Annotated in this window: 18 protein-coding genes; all 18 read left to right on the forward strand. The window is 45.7% G+C overall.

Annotation, left to right across the window (positions count from 1 at the left end):
• The first annotated feature begins 54 nt into the window (after nucleotides 1–54).
• Nucleotides 55–1,647, forward strand: coding sequence for a peptide chain release factor 3 (locus tag WKT17_RS01965; protein WP_173747374.1), 1,593 nt, complete (start codon nucleotides 55–57; stop codon nucleotides 1,645–1,647).
• A 113-nt stretch (nucleotides 1,648–1,760) separates the two neighbouring features.
• Nucleotides 1,761–2,141 (forward strand): Asp23/Gls24 family envelope stress response protein, encoded by a 381-nt coding sequence (locus WKT17_RS01970; protein WP_173747375.1) that lies wholly within the window; start codon nucleotides 1,761–1,763, stop codon nucleotides 2,139–2,141.
• Nucleotides 2,142–2,241: 100 nt separating this feature from the next.
• Nucleotides 2,242–2,649 carry a transcription antitermination factor NusB gene (gene nusB, locus WKT17_RS01975; RefSeq protein WP_173747376.1) on the forward strand — a complete coding sequence of 136 codons (408 nt, stop codon included), beginning with the start codon at nucleotides 2,242–2,244 and terminating at the stop codon, nucleotides 2,647–2,649.
• On the forward strand, nucleotides 2,646–3,857 hold the full coding sequence (xseA, locus tag WKT17_RS01980) for an exodeoxyribonuclease VII large subunit (protein WP_291681999.1): 1,212 nt from the start codon (nucleotides 2,646–2,648) through the stop codon (nucleotides 3,855–3,857). The genes nusB and xseA overlap by 4 nt, the downstream gene beginning before the upstream one ends.
• 1 nt (nucleotide 3,858) lies before the next feature.
• On the forward strand, nucleotides 3,859–4,083 hold the full coding sequence (gene xseB, locus WKT17_RS01985) for an exodeoxyribonuclease VII small subunit (protein ID WP_173747378.1): 225 nt from the start codon (nucleotides 3,859–3,861) through the stop codon (nucleotides 4,081–4,083).
• A complete protein-coding gene (locus tag WKT17_RS01990; protein WP_173747379.1) occupies nucleotides 4,073–4,963 on the forward strand; it encodes a polyprenyl synthetase family protein in 891 nt (296 codons plus the stop codon). The genes xseB and WKT17_RS01990 overlap by 11 nt, the downstream gene beginning before the upstream one ends.
• Before the next feature lie 13 nt (nucleotides 4,964–4,976).
• A complete protein-coding gene (gene dxs / locus WKT17_RS01995) occupies nucleotides 4,977–6,833 on the forward strand; it encodes a 1-deoxy-D-xylulose-5-phosphate synthase (RefSeq protein ID WP_173747380.1) in 1,857 nt (618 codons plus the stop codon).
• Nucleotides 6,834–7,640: a TlyA family RNA methyltransferase gene (locus tag WKT17_RS02000; RefSeq protein ID WP_291681995.1), complete on the forward strand. Its 807-nt coding sequence runs from the start codon at nucleotides 6,834–6,836 to the stop codon at nucleotides 7,638–7,640.
• Nucleotides 7,641–7,642: 2 nt separating this feature from the next.
• Nucleotides 7,643–8,503 carry an NAD(+)/NADH kinase gene (locus WKT17_RS02005; protein WP_173747382.1) on the forward strand — a complete coding sequence of 287 codons (861 nt, stop codon included), beginning with the start codon at nucleotides 7,643–7,645 and terminating at the stop codon, nucleotides 8,501–8,503.
• A gap of 10 nt (nucleotides 8,504–8,513) precedes the next feature.
• Complete coding sequence (argR, locus tag WKT17_RS02010; protein WP_173747383.1) at nucleotides 8,514–8,972, forward strand: arginine repressor; 459 nt, start codon at nucleotides 8,514–8,516, stop codon at nucleotides 8,970–8,972.
• Nucleotides 8,973–8,991: 19 nt separating this feature from the next.
• Nucleotides 8,992–10,677 carry a DNA repair protein RecN gene (gene recN / locus WKT17_RS02015; protein WP_173747384.1) on the forward strand — a complete coding sequence of 562 codons (1,686 nt, stop codon included), beginning with the start codon at nucleotides 8,992–8,994 and terminating at the stop codon, nucleotides 10,675–10,677.
• Nucleotides 10,678–10,751: 74 nt separating this feature from the next.
• Entirely contained in the window at nucleotides 10,752–11,945 is a 1,194-nt protein-coding gene (spoIVB, locus tag WKT17_RS02020; protein WP_173747385.1) for a SpoIVB peptidase, read from the forward strand.
• 205 nt (nucleotides 11,946–12,150) lie between these two features.
• Nucleotides 12,151–12,945 carry a sporulation transcription factor Spo0A gene (gene spo0A, locus WKT17_RS02025; RefSeq protein WP_173747386.1) on the forward strand — a complete coding sequence of 265 codons (795 nt, stop codon included), beginning with the start codon at nucleotides 12,151–12,153 and terminating at the stop codon, nucleotides 12,943–12,945.
• Nucleotides 12,946–13,034: 89 nt separating this feature from the next.
• Nucleotides 13,035–14,480, forward strand: a complete 1,446-nt coding sequence (glgA, locus tag WKT17_RS02030) for a glycogen synthase GlgA (RefSeq protein WP_173747387.1) — start codon at nucleotides 13,035–13,037, stop codon at nucleotides 14,478–14,480.
• An 84-nt stretch (nucleotides 14,481–14,564) separates the two neighbouring features.
• Nucleotides 14,565–14,750 carry a hypothetical protein gene (locus WKT17_RS02035; protein WP_173747388.1) on the forward strand — a complete coding sequence of 62 codons (186 nt, stop codon included), beginning with the start codon at nucleotides 14,565–14,567 and terminating at the stop codon, nucleotides 14,748–14,750.
• Nucleotides 14,751–14,765: 15 nt separating this feature from the next.
• Nucleotides 14,766–15,020 carry a spore coat protein gene (locus tag WKT17_RS02040; protein ID WP_173747389.1) on the forward strand — a complete coding sequence of 85 codons (255 nt, stop codon included), beginning with the start codon at nucleotides 14,766–14,768 and terminating at the stop codon, nucleotides 15,018–15,020.
• Nucleotides 15,021–15,184: 164 nt separating this feature from the next.
• A complete protein-coding gene (locus WKT17_RS16280) occupies nucleotides 15,185–15,457 on the forward strand; it encodes a 4Fe-4S binding protein (protein WP_330593843.1) in 273 nt (90 codons plus the stop codon).
• On the forward strand, nucleotides 15,438–15,704 hold a 267-nt coding region (locus WKT17_RS02050), incomplete at its 3' end, for a TnpV protein (protein WP_117500219.1). The genes WKT17_RS16280 and WKT17_RS02050, both read left to right, overlap by 20 nt.

A 15,704-nucleotide genomic window follows, 5' to 3' on the forward strand; every position in this document is an offset into this window, starting at 1 on the left:
TCAACGTATACTAAAATAGCGTCAGTGTGCTATATGAGAGAAGGAGGGCCAAACGTGGCTGACTATACCAAAGAAATTACAAAAAGACGTACATTTGCAATTATTTCCCATCCGGATGCCGGTAAAACAACCCTTACCGAGAAGTTTCTTCTTTACGGAGGGGCTATTAATCTTGCGGGAAGTGTAAAGGGCAAGGCAACGGCCCGCCATGCGGTTTCTGACTGGATGGAAATAGAAAAGGAAAGAGGTATTTCCGTAACCTCTTCTGTATTGCAGTTTAATTATGATGGCTATTGCATCAACATATTGGATACTCCCGGACACCAGGACTTCTCAGAGGATACCTATCGTACTCTGATGGCGGCGGATTCAGCGGTTATGGTAATTGATGCTTCCAAAGGTGTGGAGGCCCAGACCAGAAAGCTGTTTAAAGTCTGCGCAATGCGCCATATTCCTATTTTTACGTTTATCAACAAACTGGACAGAGATGCAAACGACACCTTTGACCTTTTAGATGACATTGAGAAGGAACTTGGAATCCCTACCTGTCCGGTGAACTGGCCTATTGGTTCCGGCAAGAAGTTCCGCGGCGTATACGACAGGGAGACCGGGAAAGTCCTTACTTTTTCCGATACCATGAAGGGAACAAAAGAGGGCATTGAGGAGGAAATCGGCATTGACGAGGCCCGCCTTGACGAGGTCTTAGACCCGGAGCAGAAAGAGCAGCTTTTAGAGGAAATCGAACTTTTAGACGGTGCCAGTGCGGAGTTTGACCAGAAACTGGTGGATGAAGGAAAACTTTCTCCGGTATGCTTTGGTTCTGCGCTTACCAATTTTGGTGTGGAAACCTTTTTGAAGCATTTCCTGAAAATGACTTCCAGTCCCCTGCCGAGAAAAGCAGACATCGGAGAAATCGACCCCATGAAGGAGGATTTTTCTGCGTTTGTCTTTAAAATTCAGGCCAACATGAATAAAAACCACAGGGACAGAATTGCGTTTATGCGCATCTGCTCCGGTAAGTTTGAGGCTTCCAAAGAAGTGTTCCATGTCCAGGGCAATAAGAAAATGCGCCTTTCCCAGCCGCAGCAGATGATGGCGCAGGACCGTCATGTGGTGGAAGAGGCTTATGCAGGAGATATTATCGGTGTCTTTGATCCTGGTATTTTCTCTATTGGAGATACGGTATGCTCACCGGGGAAAAAATTCCAGTACGAGGGTATTCCTACCTTTGCGCCTGAGCATTTTGCCAGAGTCCGTTTGCTGGACAGCATGAAGAGAAAGCAGTTTGTAAAGGGAATCAACCAGATTGCCCAGGAAGGTGCCATTCAGATTTTCCAGGAAATCATGGGCGGTATGGAAGAAATCATTGTAGGCGTAGTAGGCGTCCTGCAGTTTGACGTTTTGAAATACCGTCTGGAAAACGAGTACAATGTAGACATTCGTCTGGAAAACCTGCCTTACGAGCATATCCGCTGGATTGAGAACAAGGAAGAGGTGGACGTAAAAGCCCTCACCGGAACTTCGGACATGAAGAAGGTGATGGATATGAAGGGAAATCCGCTTCTGCTGTTTATCAACAGCTGGAGTATCGGCATGACCCTGGACAGAAACGAAGGCCTTGTGCTGGCGGAATTTTCCAGAAATTAAGAAAAGAAGTGAGAAAAAGCGGTTTTTTACGGGAAAAGTAAAAAACCGCTTTTCATTTTTGCAGGGATTTGGTATAATAAGAAGCAGGATATTTCCTATAGGAGGTTTGAAAAATGGCGGAAGACAGAAACAGATATAAAATACATGACAATGGTTCTCTTGGGGAAGTACAGATTGCAGATGAGGTAGTAGCGATTATTGCAGGACTGGCAGCGACAGAAGTGGAAGGTGTCGGTTCCATGGCTGGAAATATTACAAACGAACTGGTTGGAAAACTGGGTATGAAAAACCTTTCCAGAGGTGTGAAGGTAGATGTTCTGGAAGATGTAGTCTGTGTGGATTTGGCCCTGAATATTGAGTATGGATACAATATTTTAGAGACCAGCAAGAAGGTACAGGAGAGAGTAAAAACTGCCATTGAAAACATGACAGGACTGACTGTTTCCGATGTCAACGTGCGGATTGCAAGCGTTGAAATTGACAAGACTAAATAGTTCATTGACAAGTGAAAAAGCAAAAAGCGGGAGATAAGGTGTCTTTTTCAGAGGCACCTTATTTTAAACTACAGCAGAAAAAGACAATACGGAGGAATATATGGGAAGACGAGAAATGCGGGAGCATATTTTTAAGCTGCTTTTTTTAAACGAATTTAACGGAACAGAGGAAATGCCGCAGCAGATACAGCTGTATTTTGACGGCTTAGAGGACTTAAATCCGGTAGAGCAGGCTTATATGGAAAATAAGTATGCCAAAATTACAGAGCGCCTGGAAGAACTGGACAGTATTCTCAATGAAAAGAGTGCAGGCTGGAAGACCAAACGAATGAGCAAGGTGGATTTGAATATTCTGCGTCTGGCAGTATATGAGATGAAATATGACGAGGATGTTCCTGTAAAGGTTGCGATTAATGAAGCAATAGAAATCAGCAAAAGCTTCGGCGGGGAGGATTCTGCTTCTTTTGTAAACGGAGTTTTAGGAAAAATTGCAAGGGAAAGTTTATGAACAGTATTTATTCCGTAGGACAGGTAAATAATTATATCAGAACCATGTTTGACCAGGATTTTATGCTGAATAAAATCTACATCAAAGGCGAGGTTTCCAACTGTAAGTACCATACCTCCGGACATATTTATTTTTCCCTGAAAGATGAAAGCGGCACAATTTCCTGCGTCATGTTTGCGGGCCAGCGGAAAGGTCTGGGCTTTGCCATGAAAAACGGGGATAAGGTGGTGGCCGGCGGCAGCGTCAGCGTTTACGAAAGAGACGGTAAGTACCAGCTCTATGCCAGAGAAATCACCCTGGAGGGCGCCGGACTTTTGTACGAGCGGTTTCTGGCAATGAAAAAGGAACTGGAAGAAATGGGAATGTTTGCGCCGGAATACAAACAGCCCATTCCTGTCTGGGCAAAAAAAGTAGGCATAGTGACTGCGCCCACAGGGGCGGCAGTGCAGGATATCCGCACCGTGGCAGGCAGGAGAAATCCCTATGTGCAGCTGATTCTCTACCCGGCTCTGGTGCAGGGCGAGGGCGCAAAGGAAAGCATTGTAAGAGGTATCGAAGTCCTGGATGATTACGGTGTAGACGTGATTATTGTGGGAAGAGGCGGCGGTTCTATTGAAGATTTGTGGGCTTTTAATGAGGAAGAAGTGGCAAGGGCCATTTTCAACTGCCGAACCCCTATTATCTCTGCGGTAGGACATGAAACGGATACCACCATTGCGGACTTCGCAGCAGATTTGCGGGCTCCTACGCCTTCCGCGGCGGCGGAGCTGGCTGTGGCAGATGTGCGCGTGCTTTTCAACCAGCTTTTAAGTGCAAAACAGAAACTGATGCAGACCATGGACAACCAGATGTTTTGGATGCGCCAGAGAGTGGAGAAGTACGGGACAAAGCTGGAATATTTAAGTCCGGCAAGACAGATACAGGAAAAACGCACCCGGCTTTTGCAGGCAGAAGACCGGATGTACAGCGCTATGGAAAATCAGATTTTCCGCGCCCGTCAGAATCTGGGAATTTATATTGAACGCATGAAGGGCTTATCGCCCCTGGATAAACTGAAGCAGGGATTTTCTTATGTGGAAAATGGAAAAGGTCATGCAGTTACCCACGTTTCACAGGTAACAGGAGGCGAAGTGCTGCAGATTCAGGTGACAGACGGAAGAATTCAGGCCAAAGTGCTTGGTACGAAACAGGAGGAGAGAGGAGTTTGAAATGGCAGAGACAGAGAACAGAAACCAGGAAATGACCATGGAAGAAGCTCTGAAGGAATTAGACGGGATTGTAGAACGTCTGGAGAGCAGAGAGATTTCCCTGGAGGACTCCTTTGCTTTATATCAGAAAGGGATGGAACTGCTGCGGCAGTGCGGCAGCAAAATTGACACTGTTGAGAAAAAAATGCTCAAACTGAATGAAGATGGTGAGTTAAGTGAATTTTAAAGAAGAACTGAAACAGAAAACAGCCCGGGCAGAACAGGTGATTGCTTCTTTTCTGCCAAAAGAAGAGGGCTTTGCAAAGCATATGGCAGAAGCAATGAACTACAGCATGCGGGCAGGCGGAAAGCGGCTGCGGCCTGTGTTTATGGCAGAAATGTATGAGCTTCTGGGGGGAACGGGAGAAGTTATCCGTCCCTTTATGGCGGCTATGGAGATGATTCACACCCATTCTCTGATTCATGATGACCTTCCGGCTCTTGACAATGATGAATACAGGAGAGGGAAGAAAACCACCCATGTGGTGTTCGGTGAGTCGGCGGCTATTCTGGCAGGAGACGCTCTTTTAAACTATGCTTATGAGACCGCTTTTCGCGCCTTTGACCTGGCAAAAGGAGAGAAGGAACTTCGCCGGACAGCCAGGGCTTTGGAGATTCTGGGAGAAAAAACGGGAATCAAGGGCATGTTGGGAGGACAGGGAGCAGACGTGGAAAATGACGGTAAGCCGCTCTCAAAGGATATGCTGGATTTTATTTATGAAAATAAGACTTCTGCGCTGATTGAGGCTTCGCTTATGATTGGAGCGGTGCTGGCCGGAACAGAGGATATGGTAAAAATAGAGAAAATCGGCAGCTGCATTGGTCTGGCTTTTCAGATTCAGGACGATATTCTGGATGTGACAAGCAGCCGGGAAGAACTGGGAAAACCAGTGGGCAGTGACGCCAAAAACAACAAGACCACATATGTGACCTTAGAAGGAATTGAAAAAGCGGGAGAGGAAGTAAAGCGTCGGACAGAAATGGCTATAGAGCTTCTCGATGACCTTCCGGGAGAAAAGGAATTTTTGAAGGAGCTGTTTCTTTCTCTTTGCACCCGCAGAAAATAGAGGTGCACGATACATGTTATTAGAAACCATAAAAAAGGCAAATGATATTAAGAAAATACCGCCGGATAAATTTCCGCAGTTAGCGGAGGAAATCCGGGCTTTTCTGTTGGATCATGTCAGCCGTACAGGGGGACATTTAGCTTCCAATCTGGGGGCTGTGGAGCTTACCATGGCGCTGCATTATGTGTTTTGTCTGCCGGCGGATAAGATTATATGGGATGTGGGACACCAGTCCTATACCCATAAAATTCTTACGGGCAGACAGGAAGGGTTTGACAGTCTTCGGACTTTGGGCGGTATGAGCGGCTTTCCAAAACGCAGCGAAAGCCCCTGTGATGCTTATGACACGGGGCATAGTTCCACGTCCATTTCTGCAGGCGTGGGATATGTCTGTGCCAGAGATTTAAAGGGAGAGGACTACCATGTGATTTCCGTCATCGGAGACGGCGCGCTCACGGGAGGTATGGCCTATGAAGCAATCAATAATGCTTCTGCGCTGAAGAAGAACTTCATTATTGTTTTAAATGACAACGAAATGTCTATTTCCGAAAATGTAGGGGGCATTTCCAGTTATTTGAGCAATATGAGAACCACAGAGGGATATTTTGAATTGAAAGCAGGCGTAAAGAACAGCCTGAATAAAATTCCGGGACTTGGCCCTGCGGCTATTAAACAGATTCATAAGACGAAGGACAGCCTTAAGAGACTGATGATTCCGGGTATGTTTTTCGAAGACATGGGGCTGACCTATCTGGGTCCCATCAATGGTCATGACTGTAACCGGATGATTCAGGTGTTCCAGGAGGCAAAAAGAGTCTCCGGGCCGGTGCTGGTACATGTGAAAACAGAAAAAGGAAGAGGCTATGAGCCTGCTATGCGCCACCCTGCCAGATTCCACGGCACGGCGGCTTTTGACCTGGAGCATGGAATTCCCTTAAACAATAATGGGAAAGCCAATTATACAGATATTTTTTCCACGGTTATGCGGAAATTCGGCGACAGAGAAGAAAAGGTGGTGGCCGTAACGGCCGCCATGCCCGACGGAACAGGATTGAAACGGTTTCGTAATATGTTTCCGGATAGATTCTTTGACGTGGGAATTGCAGAGGAGCACGCCGTGACCTTTGCTGCCGGCCTGGCTCTTGGGGGAATGATTCCTGTGGTGGCGGTGTATTCTTCCTTTTTGCAGAGGGCGGTAGACCAGATTATTGAGGACGTATGCCTGCAGAATCTCCATGTGATTTTTGCAGTGGACCGGGCCGGACTTGTGGGCAGCGACGGGGAGACGCATCAGGGCTGTTTTGATTTAAGTTATCTGTCCATGATTCCCAATATGACAGTTATGGCGCCGAAAAATAAATGGGAGCTTTCCGATATGATGAAATTTGCGGTAAGCTATGACGGCCCTATTGCTGTGCGCTATCCCAGAGGAGAGGCCTATGACGGGCTGGAGGAGTTTCGGGAACCCATTGTAAGAGGGCGCAGTGAAATGATTTACCGGGGAAAAGGGATTGCCCTGCTGGCAGTGGGCAGTATGGTAAAAACAGCGGAGGCGGTAAGGAAAAAGCTGTTAGAGGACGGAGATAATCCCACCCTTGTCAACGCCAGATTTGTAAAACCGCTGGATAAAAAAATGCTGGACAGCCTGGCAAAAGACCATGAAGTTATCGTTACTATGGAAGAAAATGTAAAAAGCGGCGGCTTTGGAAGCGCAGTTGTGGAATATCTGCACACCGCGTACCCGGAAGTACAGGTGCTGTCTGCAGCACTTCCGGATGTTTTTATGGAGCATGGAAGTCCGGAGAAACTGAAGGAAAAAGCGGGAATCGATGCCGGTTCCATTTATAATCGGATAAAGGAGGCCAGATAGATGAAAGAGCGTCTGGATGTCCTGCTGGTGAAACGGGGACTGGCCGTTTCCCGTGAGAAAGCGAAAGCTGTCATTATGGCAGGAATTGTATATGTGGAAAATCAGAAAGAAGATAAAGCTGGAAGCATGTTTCCGGATACTGTAAAGATAGAAGTCCGGGGAAATACCTTAAAATACGTAAGCCGCGGCGGATTGAAACTGGAAAAAGCCATGACACATTTCGGTGTGACCCTGGATAAAAAGGTGTGCATGGATGTGGGTGCTTCCACGGGAGGATTTACAGACTGCATGCTGCAGAACGGAGCCGTGAAAGTCTATGCCATTGATGTAGGACATGGACAGCTGGACTGGAAACTGCGAAACGATGAGCGGGTGGTCTGCATGGAGAAAACCAACATCCGTTATGTGGTACCGGAGGATTTGCAGGAACCAGCAGATTTTTCTTCCATTGATGTGTCTTTTATTTCTCTTACCAAGGTACTGCTTCCTGTATATCATCTTTTGAAAGATGACGGAGAGGTTGTCTGCCTCATTAAGCCCCAGTTTGAGGCAGGAAGGGAAAAGGTAGGAAAAAAAGGAGTTGTCCGTGATCCGGCCGTGCACGAAGAAGTCATTGACAAAGTCATTGCTTATGCAAAGAGCATTGGATACGCAGTTCGTCATCTGGAGTTTTCTCCCATTAAAGGACCGGAGGGAAACATTGAATATCTGCTGCATATACAGAAACAGAAAGACGGATTACCGGAAAACCAAGAGGCAGATGTAAAGGGCGTTGTGGCAGCAGCCCATAAAGAGTTGGATAAATAAGTATGGATAAGTTTTATATTATTGCCAATAGTGAAAAAGACGAAGGATTAAAGGTGTCCAAAAGAGTGGCGGAATATCTGGAAAATAACGGAAAACACTGTGTGATTCAGCCTTCCAGCTTTTCTGTACGGGAGCCTTTTACCCATTATACGGATATCAGCACCATTCCCGAAGATGTGGAATGTGTCATTGTATTAGGAGGAGACGGAACCCTTCTCCAGGCGGCCAGAGACGTGGTCAGCCGCCAGATTCCCCTTTTGGGTGTGAATCTGGGAACCTTGGGATATCTGGCAGAGATTGACCGGGAATCCATAGAACCGGCTCTGAATCATCTCATGGCAGACGAATACACCATAGAACGACGCATGATGCTGTGGGGACAGGTATATCACCGGGGAAAGGCTGTGGCAGAAGATGTGGCGTTAAATGATATTGTGATTGGAAGAGAAGGGCCCCTGCGGGTTATCCGCTTTAATAATTACGTCAACGGAGAATTTCTCAATTCCTACACGGCAGACGGAATTATTGTCTCCACAGCCACGGGTTCTACAGGGTATAGCTTGTCTGCGGGAGGGCCCATTGTTTCTCCGGAGACGAATATTATGATTATGACACCTGTGGCGCCCCATACCCTGAACACCCGAAGCATTATTTTTCCGGCAGAGGATGAAATTGCCGTGGAAATCACCCAGGGCGCCAAGGAGGGGCAGGGAAAGGCCGTGGCTTCTTTTGACGGAGATACCAACATTTCCATGACTACAGGAGACCGGATTGTGATTCGCCGCTCTGCCAGTGACACCAGAATTATAAAAATCAGCAACATCAGCTTTTTAGAGGTGCTGCGTACTAAAATGAGAAATTAGGAGGAAGGACATGAAGATTGCCAGACATTCAAAGATTCTGGAACTGATTAATCAGTACGATATAGAAACACAGGAAGAACTGGCTGCACGGCTGCAGGCTGCAGGCTTTCGTGTGACGCAGGCCACAGTTTCCAGAGACATTCGGGAACTGAAGCTGATGAAAATTGCAAAGCCGGGCGGCGGCTCCAGATATAAGGTAATGACCTCCAAGGAAAACTCAGACAGCGAAAAATACATAAGGGTCTTAAGAGACGCCTTTTTGTCCATGGACATTGCCCAGAATATTCTGGTGATTAAGACTACCTCCGGTATGGCCAATGCCGCTGCGGCTGCTCTGGACCATATGGAATTTCAGGAAATTGTGGGGAGTCTGGCAGGAGACGATACCATTGCCTGCTTCTGCAAAAGCGCAGAAGAAACCATGGCACTTATGAGCAAAATCAGAAAGCTGATTCATGTGTACGAATAAGAAAACGGAGTAGGAAAAGATGTTAGTGCATTTACATGTTAAAAACCTGGCTTTAATTGAAGAGGCAGAGGTGGATTTTGAGGAAGGGCTGAACATTCTCACCGGAGAGACAGGCGCCGGAAAATCCATTCTCATGGGAGCGGTCAATCTGGCTCTGGGACAGAAAATGTCCAGAGAAATCATAAGAGAAGGCGCTTCTTACGCCCTGGTAGAGCTGGTATTTCAGGTGAGCCCTGACACAGAAGAGAAACTGCGGGAACTGGAGGTGTTCCCGGAAGACGGACAGGTCATTATAACCAGAAGAATTACAGAGAGCAGAAGCATGATTAAGGTCAACGGGGAAACCTGTACGGCTGCAGCCATAAAAAAGGCGGCATCTCTGCTTTTGGATGTTCACGGACAGCATGAACACCAGTCCCTTTTATACCCGGATAAACAGATGGAGATTCTGGATGAATATTCAGAGGCAGAGTCCGGGGAGAAAAAAGAGGCAGTGAAAATGCTTTACGGCGCCTACCGTCAGATCCGAAAAGAACTAGAGGGTTATCAGTTAGATCAAGAGCAGAGACGCAGAGAAATCAGCTTTCTGGAGTATGAAATTCAGGAAATCCAGAATGCGGAATTGAAAGACGGAGAAGACGAGGAACTGGAACATCTCTATCGGAAACTGGTAAACAGCAGGAAAATTACGGAAAATCTGGGAGGCGTATATCAGCTCACCGGATATGAGGAGGAGGGCAGCGGCACCCAGACCGGGCGGGCTCTTCAAAAACTGTCACAGATTTCGGATTTTGATGAAAGTCTGGAAAACTTATACCGCTCTTTGGAAGATATTGACAGCCTGCTCAATGACTTTAACCGGGAAGTGTCTGCCTATCTTTCGGAATTCCGGTTTTCTGAGGAAGAATTCCAGGAAACGGAAAACCGTCTGGATGGTATCAATCATTTAAAGGCGAAATATGGCCATACCATTCCCGAAATCCGTGCTTATCAGGAAGAAAAGGAAAGGGAACTGGAACGTCTCAGAAACTTTGAGGAAAGAAAAGGGCAGTTGGAAGGCGAACTGGAGCAAAAGAGGGAAGAACTGGAAAAAGCCAGCCGGGAACTGACCCAGGTGCGGAAAAGCTGGGCGAAAAAGCTGGAAAATCAGATTACAAAGGGACTGGAGGATTTGAATTTCCTGAATGTGGAGTTTGAAATCCGCTTTTCTCAAAAAGAGAAGTTTTCTCCTCAGGGAAAAGACAGCATTTGCTTTATGATTTCCACAAATCCGGGAGAACCTGTGCGGGAACTTTCCAAAGTGGTATCCGGCGGTGAGCTTTCCAGAATTATGCTGGCCATTAAGACGCTGCTGGCGGATAAAGATGACACGGAAACCTTGATTTTCGATGAAATAGATACCGGAATCAGCGGCAGGACAGCCCAGAAAGTGGCGGAAAAGATGGCGGTTATCAGCAGAAACCATCAGATTATCTGTATTACCCATCTGCCGCAGATTGCGTCCCAGGCCAATGCCCATTATCTCATTGAAAAAAATGTGGAAGAAAAGGGAACTACTACCAGAATCCGCGGCCTTTCTTATGAAGAGTCCGTGGAAGAACTGGCGCGTATGCTGGGCGGAGCAAAAATCACAGAGGCGGTTTTGCAAAATGCAGCAGAGATGAAAGATTTGGCACAGCAACAAAAAAATACAAGATTGAAATAGACGAAAGGTCACATACTAAAAAGGTACACTGCGGTGTATCTTTTTTTGTTTCTATACAGAAAGGTTGTGATTTTTTGTCAAAGAAACGTAATTATCGTCGGTTTCTTATCGTATTATTAGTAGCGGATATTTTCGCCGCAGGTGTGCTGGGATTTCGCCATCTGCAAAACAGTATTCCGAATACCGTGTATATTCATGCGGGACAGGAGGAAGAACTTTCCCGTGCGCTGGATTCTCCTTTGCTTACTTATCCGGATACGATTGACGTATCGGATCGGGGAAGCTACCGGATTTCCTGTTCCCTTCTTGGAATCCTTCCAATCAAAGAGGTTCAGGTGCAGACCATGGAAGAAAAAAGCGTTGCCGTGTGCGGTGTACCTGTGGGGCTTTACATGGAGACAGAGGGCGTTCTGGTGGTAGACACCGGGGAAATTCTGCAAAAAGACGGTATTTCCTGCAGACCTGCCGCAAATATTGCCAAAGCAGGGGATTATATTCTGGAGGTCAACGGCACGCCTATATCCGGAAAAAAAGAACTGATTCAGCAGATTCATGACAGTAAAGGAGAAGCCATGGAGCTGCTGGTAAACAGGGGAGGAGAAAAAATCCCCTTATCGCTGACGCCTGTACTGGCAGAGGATGACAGTTATAAGCTGGGTATCTGGGTGCGGGATAATACACAGGGAATCGGAACCATGACGTATGTAGACACAGAAGGAAAATTCGGCGCCCTGGGGCATGGTATCAGTGATACGGACACAGGAGAACTTCTGGACATAGAAGACGGAGAACTCTACCAGGCACAGATTATGTCGATTGTCAAAGGTGTAAAAGGCACACCGGGGGAACTCTCCGGCTACATTGAATACCAGAAGGACAGGAAAATCGGCACTATAGAAAAGAATACGGAAATCGGAATATTCGGCAGAGTGGAGCAGCCGGAAAAGCTGTGCTTAAAAGAGACGGAAATCGGCTATAAACAGGAAGTACAGGAGGGACGTGCAGAGCTTCTTACCTGTGTGGAAGGAGAGGTGAAATCTTATGAAATCCAGATAACCGACATTTACAGAGAGCGGGCAGATACCAACAAGGCCTTTGTTCTGCGCGTCACAGACCCGGAGCTTTTAGCTGCAACCGGCGGAATTGTTCAGGGAATGAGCGGCAGCCCCATTCTGCAGAACGGAAAACTGGTAGGCGCAGTAACCCATGTTTTTGTACAGGATTCTACCAAAGGATACGGAATTTTTATCGAGAATATGCTGTGGTAAGCTGGCGAAAGTAATGGAAAAAAACGAAAAAATGTCGAATAAATAGGAAAACTATCAGAATACAACATAAGTTGTAAGATGATTTAGCTTGATTCTGAAAAGAAGTGATAATATAATACTAATAGTCTTCAGATATGGCGATTCAAAAGGGCGCCCGTCATATGCTGGAGAATAGAGTTGTAACAAAACAGATGGAGGATGAGTAATGGAGAAGTTAAATGTCGCTATAGCAGATGACAATGAAAAAATGTTGGACTTATTGGGGAATCTTATTAACGAAGACAAAGAGCTGGAATTAGTAGGGCATGCTAATAACGGCGCCGAAATTTACGATATTATCAAAGAAAAAGAACCGGATGTTGTACTTTTAGATATTATCATGCCGAAAGTAGACGGGCTGACCGTTATGGAAAAAGTCAGCAAAGATACCAATTTGAAAAAACACCCGGCTTTTATTATTGTATCTGCTGTAGGACAAGAACAGATTACGGAGGACGCGTTTCAGCTGGGAGCAAATTACTATATCCTGAAGCCTTTTGATAATGACATGCTTTTATCCAGAATTAAGCATGTAAGACAGGCCAGGGACAACAGAAGACGGGATTTAAGAAAAGTGAATGCATATGAGAGTGACAGCAGTTATTATGAGAGAAACCTGGAGGCGGACGTTACCAATATTATTCATGAAATTGGTGTACCGGCCCATATTAAAGGTTACCAGTATTTGAGAGATGCCATTATTCTGTCTGTAAACGATATGGAAATGCTGAATTCAATTACGAAAATTCTCTATCCTACCATTGCAAAAAAACACCAGACCACACCCAGCAGAGTGGAGAGAGCCATACGCCATGCCATTGAGGTGGCCTGGAGCAGAGGGAAGATGGACACTATCGATGAACTGTTCGGCTATACTGTAAGTACGGGAAAAGGCAAGCCCACAAACTCCGAATTTATCGCCCTGATTGCCGACAAAATACGTCTGGAATACAGGAAATAAGTTGAAACAGAGGGGAAAAATAACTTTTCTTTGCATAAAAAATGGGGTATAATATGAATAAAGCTTTGATTTGCAAGGAGGGTGTTTCAGTGAAAAAAATATTATTTGTGGCATCAGAGGCAGTTCCGTTTATAAAAACAGGGGGATTAGCGGACGTAGTGGGAGCTTTGCCGAAATGCTTTGATAAAAATGAGTATGATGTGCGTGTGATTATTCCCAAATATTTATGCATGAAAGAAGAATACAAAAACCAGTTGCAGTATGTGACCCATTTTTACATGGATATTGGCTACAGACGGGAATATGTAGGGATTATGCAGCTGGTTCACGAAGGTATCCAGTATTATTTTATTGACAATGAATATTATTTCTCAGGCTATCAGCCATACGGAGACATTCGTTTTGATATTGAAAAATTTGCCTTTTTCTCAAAGGCAGCCCTGTCTATACTTCCGGTCATTGATTTCCGTCCGGACCTTATTCACTGCCACGACTGGCAGACAGGCCTCATTCCGGTATATTTAAAAGACAGTTTCCAGGGCGGTCCTTTCTATCAGGGCATTAAGACTGTTATGACCATACATAACCTGAAATTCCAGGGAACCTGGGATATTAAGACCATTCGGGAACTGACCGGTCTGCCGGCTTACTACTTTACACCGGATAAACTGGAAGCTTATAAAGACGCTAATTTGTTAAAAGGCGGACTGGTTTATGCCGATGCCATTACCACCGTCAGCAATACTTATGCAGAAGAGATTAAGACGGAGTTTTACGGAGAACATCTGGACGGCCTTTTAAGAGCCCGCGCCCATGATTTGCGGGGAATTGTAAACGGTATTGATTATGAAGAATACAATCCGGAAACAGATACATTTCTGGCGAAAAATTACAATGCCAAGAATTTCCGGAAAGAAAAAGTGAAAAATAAACTGGCCCTGCAAAAAGAACTGGGACTGCAGGAAGACCCCAAGGTAATGATGATTGGTGTGGTTTCCCGTCTCACAGACCAGAAGGGCTTTGATTTGGTAAATTATGTAATGGACGAGTTGTGCCAGGACAGTATCCAGCTGGTGGTTCTGGGAACCGGTGAAGAACGGTATGAAAACATGTTCCGTCATTTTGCATGGAAATATCAGGGAAAAGTATCTGCCAATATTTTCTATGACAACGGACTGTCACACAGAATTTATGCGTCCTGTGATGCGTTTTTGATGCCGTCCTTATTTGAACCCTGCGGCTTGAGCCAGCTTATGAGCCTTCGTTACGGTACGCTTCCCATTGTAAGAGAAACAGGAGGCTTAAAAGACACAGTGCAGCCGTACAATGAGTACGAAAGTACAGGTACAGGCTTCAGCTTTACAAATTACAATGCCCATGAAATGCTGGGCACGATTCGTTATGCGGAATCTGTTTACTATGATAAGAAGAGAGAATGGAACAAACTGGTAGACAGAGCCATGGCCAAGGATTTCTCCTGGGCAAGTTCTGCAAAACAATATGAAGAAATGTACAGCTGGTTAATCGGCGGCTGAGAATAGCAAAAGAATCCTGTTATAGAAAATGAGAATTCTGCCATACTAAGAATGTGAACAAAAAACATTCAGGAGGAAAATGCCATGACAGAAATCTCGGTACTTGATTTACAGAATCTGCGTCATTTAATCGGCGGCTTTGAAACTACCCACTGCAAAATGCAGGACTATGCCCATGAGGCACAGGACCCGCAGGTAAAACAGTTTTTCCAGAAATCCGCACAGTGTGCAATGGAAAGCAAGCAGCAGTTAATGCAGTTTTTACAGTAGCAGGAGGGAAAGAAAATGACAGATAAGACAATGGTAGCAGATACCCTGGCAGGAATTAACGGAGAACTGGTGCGCTATGGAGAAATGATTAGCCAGACAGAGAACCAGCAGTTGAAACAGGCGTTAAAACAAATGCGGAATCAGTGTGAAATGTCTCAGGAGGAAATCTATCAGATTGCCAGAGCCAAAAGTTATTACGTTCCGGCTGCGTGTGCAAAGCCGGAGGAAGTAGCCCATGTGCGTTCCGTACTGAGTCAGCCGGGAATGTAAAAGAGAAGAAAAACAAATTCGGGAAATAGACCGAAAAGGGAAAAGAGTCTGCTGCAGGACAGAGAAAAAGAGATGCTCTGTTTTGCAGGGACTCTTTTTCTGTTGTCATGAGAAAAGGGGAATGATACAATAGGAATATCAGAAATGGGGAGAAGGAATGTGCGATGGAGAAAAAAGCAGAAAGTTGTGTTTGCGGCAGAGAAGACAAATTCTATTATGTGATTTCGGAGTCTTGTGTTAGGTGTGGAGCCTGTGAAGAAGTCTGTCCTGCGGGGGCCATTCGGAAGGATGATGAAAAATACGAGATACTTCCGGAAAAATGCATAGACTGCGGTACTTGCTCAGCCGTCTGTCCCACAGATGTAGGACGGATTTTGCGGACATTCAAAATAAAAAAGAATGTGGAGGTAACAGACAATGGCAAAATCATTATTTGAGGAACTGGGCGGCAAATACGAAAGGCAAGGGGATTATTTGATACCGTGCTTAACTGTACCCGCCGAAGAAGAACAGGCAATAGGCATCTGGGGGCAACGGCATTTAGATTATCTAAAACAGTACCGTAAAGTTACATACACCAATCTTCTTACAAGCGGCAGGCTAAACGCCTACCTTGCCGACATCAACAGACAGGCACAGGAACGCTTTGAAAGGCTCATAGAGGGTATGAAACAGGCACAGGGC

The organism is Blautia sp. HCN-20427 (genome assembly GCF_037890365.1).
In the GTDB taxonomy this organism is placed as follows: domain Bacteria; phylum Bacillota; class Clostridia; order Lachnospirales; family Lachnospiraceae; genus Blautia.

Excerpts from the sequence above, each read along its gene's own strand:
- WKT17_RS01970 (WP_173747375.1), top strand. The coding sequence starts at position 1,761 with ATGGCGGAAGACAGAAACAGATATAAAATACATGACAATGGTTCTCTT.
- nusB (WP_173747376.1), top strand. The coding sequence starts at position 2,242 with ATGGGAAGACGAGAAATGCGGGAGCATATTTTTAAGCTGCTTTTTTTA.
- xseA (WP_291681999.1), top strand. The coding sequence starts at position 2,646 with ATGAACAGTATTTATTCCGTAGGACAGGTAAATAATTATATCAGAACC.
- xseB (WP_173747378.1), top strand. The coding sequence starts at position 3,859 with ATGGCAGAGACAGAGAACAGAAACCAGGAAATGACCATGGAAGAAGCT.
- dxs (WP_173747380.1), top strand. The coding sequence starts at position 4,977 with ATGTTATTAGAAACCATAAAAAAGGCAAATGATATTAAGAAAATACCG.
- WKT17_RS02000 (WP_291681995.1), top strand. The coding sequence starts at position 6,834 with ATGAAAGAGCGTCTGGATGTCCTGCTGGTGAAACGGGGACTGGCCGTT.
- WKT17_RS02005 (WP_173747382.1), top strand. The coding sequence starts at position 7,643 with ATGGATAAGTTTTATATTATTGCCAATAGTGAAAAAGACGAAGGATTA.
- argR (WP_173747383.1), top strand. The coding sequence starts at position 8,514 with ATGAAGATTGCCAGACATTCAAAGATTCTGGAACTGATTAATCAGTAC.
- recN (WP_173747384.1), top strand. The coding sequence starts at position 8,992 with ATGTTAGTGCATTTACATGTTAAAAACCTGGCTTTAATTGAAGAGGCA.
- spo0A (WP_173747386.1), top strand. The coding sequence starts at position 12,151 with ATGGAGAAGTTAAATGTCGCTATAGCAGATGACAATGAAAAAATGTTG.
- WKT17_RS02035 (WP_173747388.1), top strand. The coding sequence starts at position 14,565 with ATGACAGAAATCTCGGTACTTGATTTACAGAATCTGCGTCATTTAATC.
- WKT17_RS02040 (WP_173747389.1), top strand. The coding sequence starts at position 14,766 with ATGACAGATAAGACAATGGTAGCAGATACCCTGGCAGGAATTAACGGA.
- WKT17_RS16280 (WP_330593843.1), top strand. The coding sequence starts at position 15,185 with ATGGAGAAAAAAGCAGAAAGTTGTGTTTGCGGCAGAGAAGACAAATTC.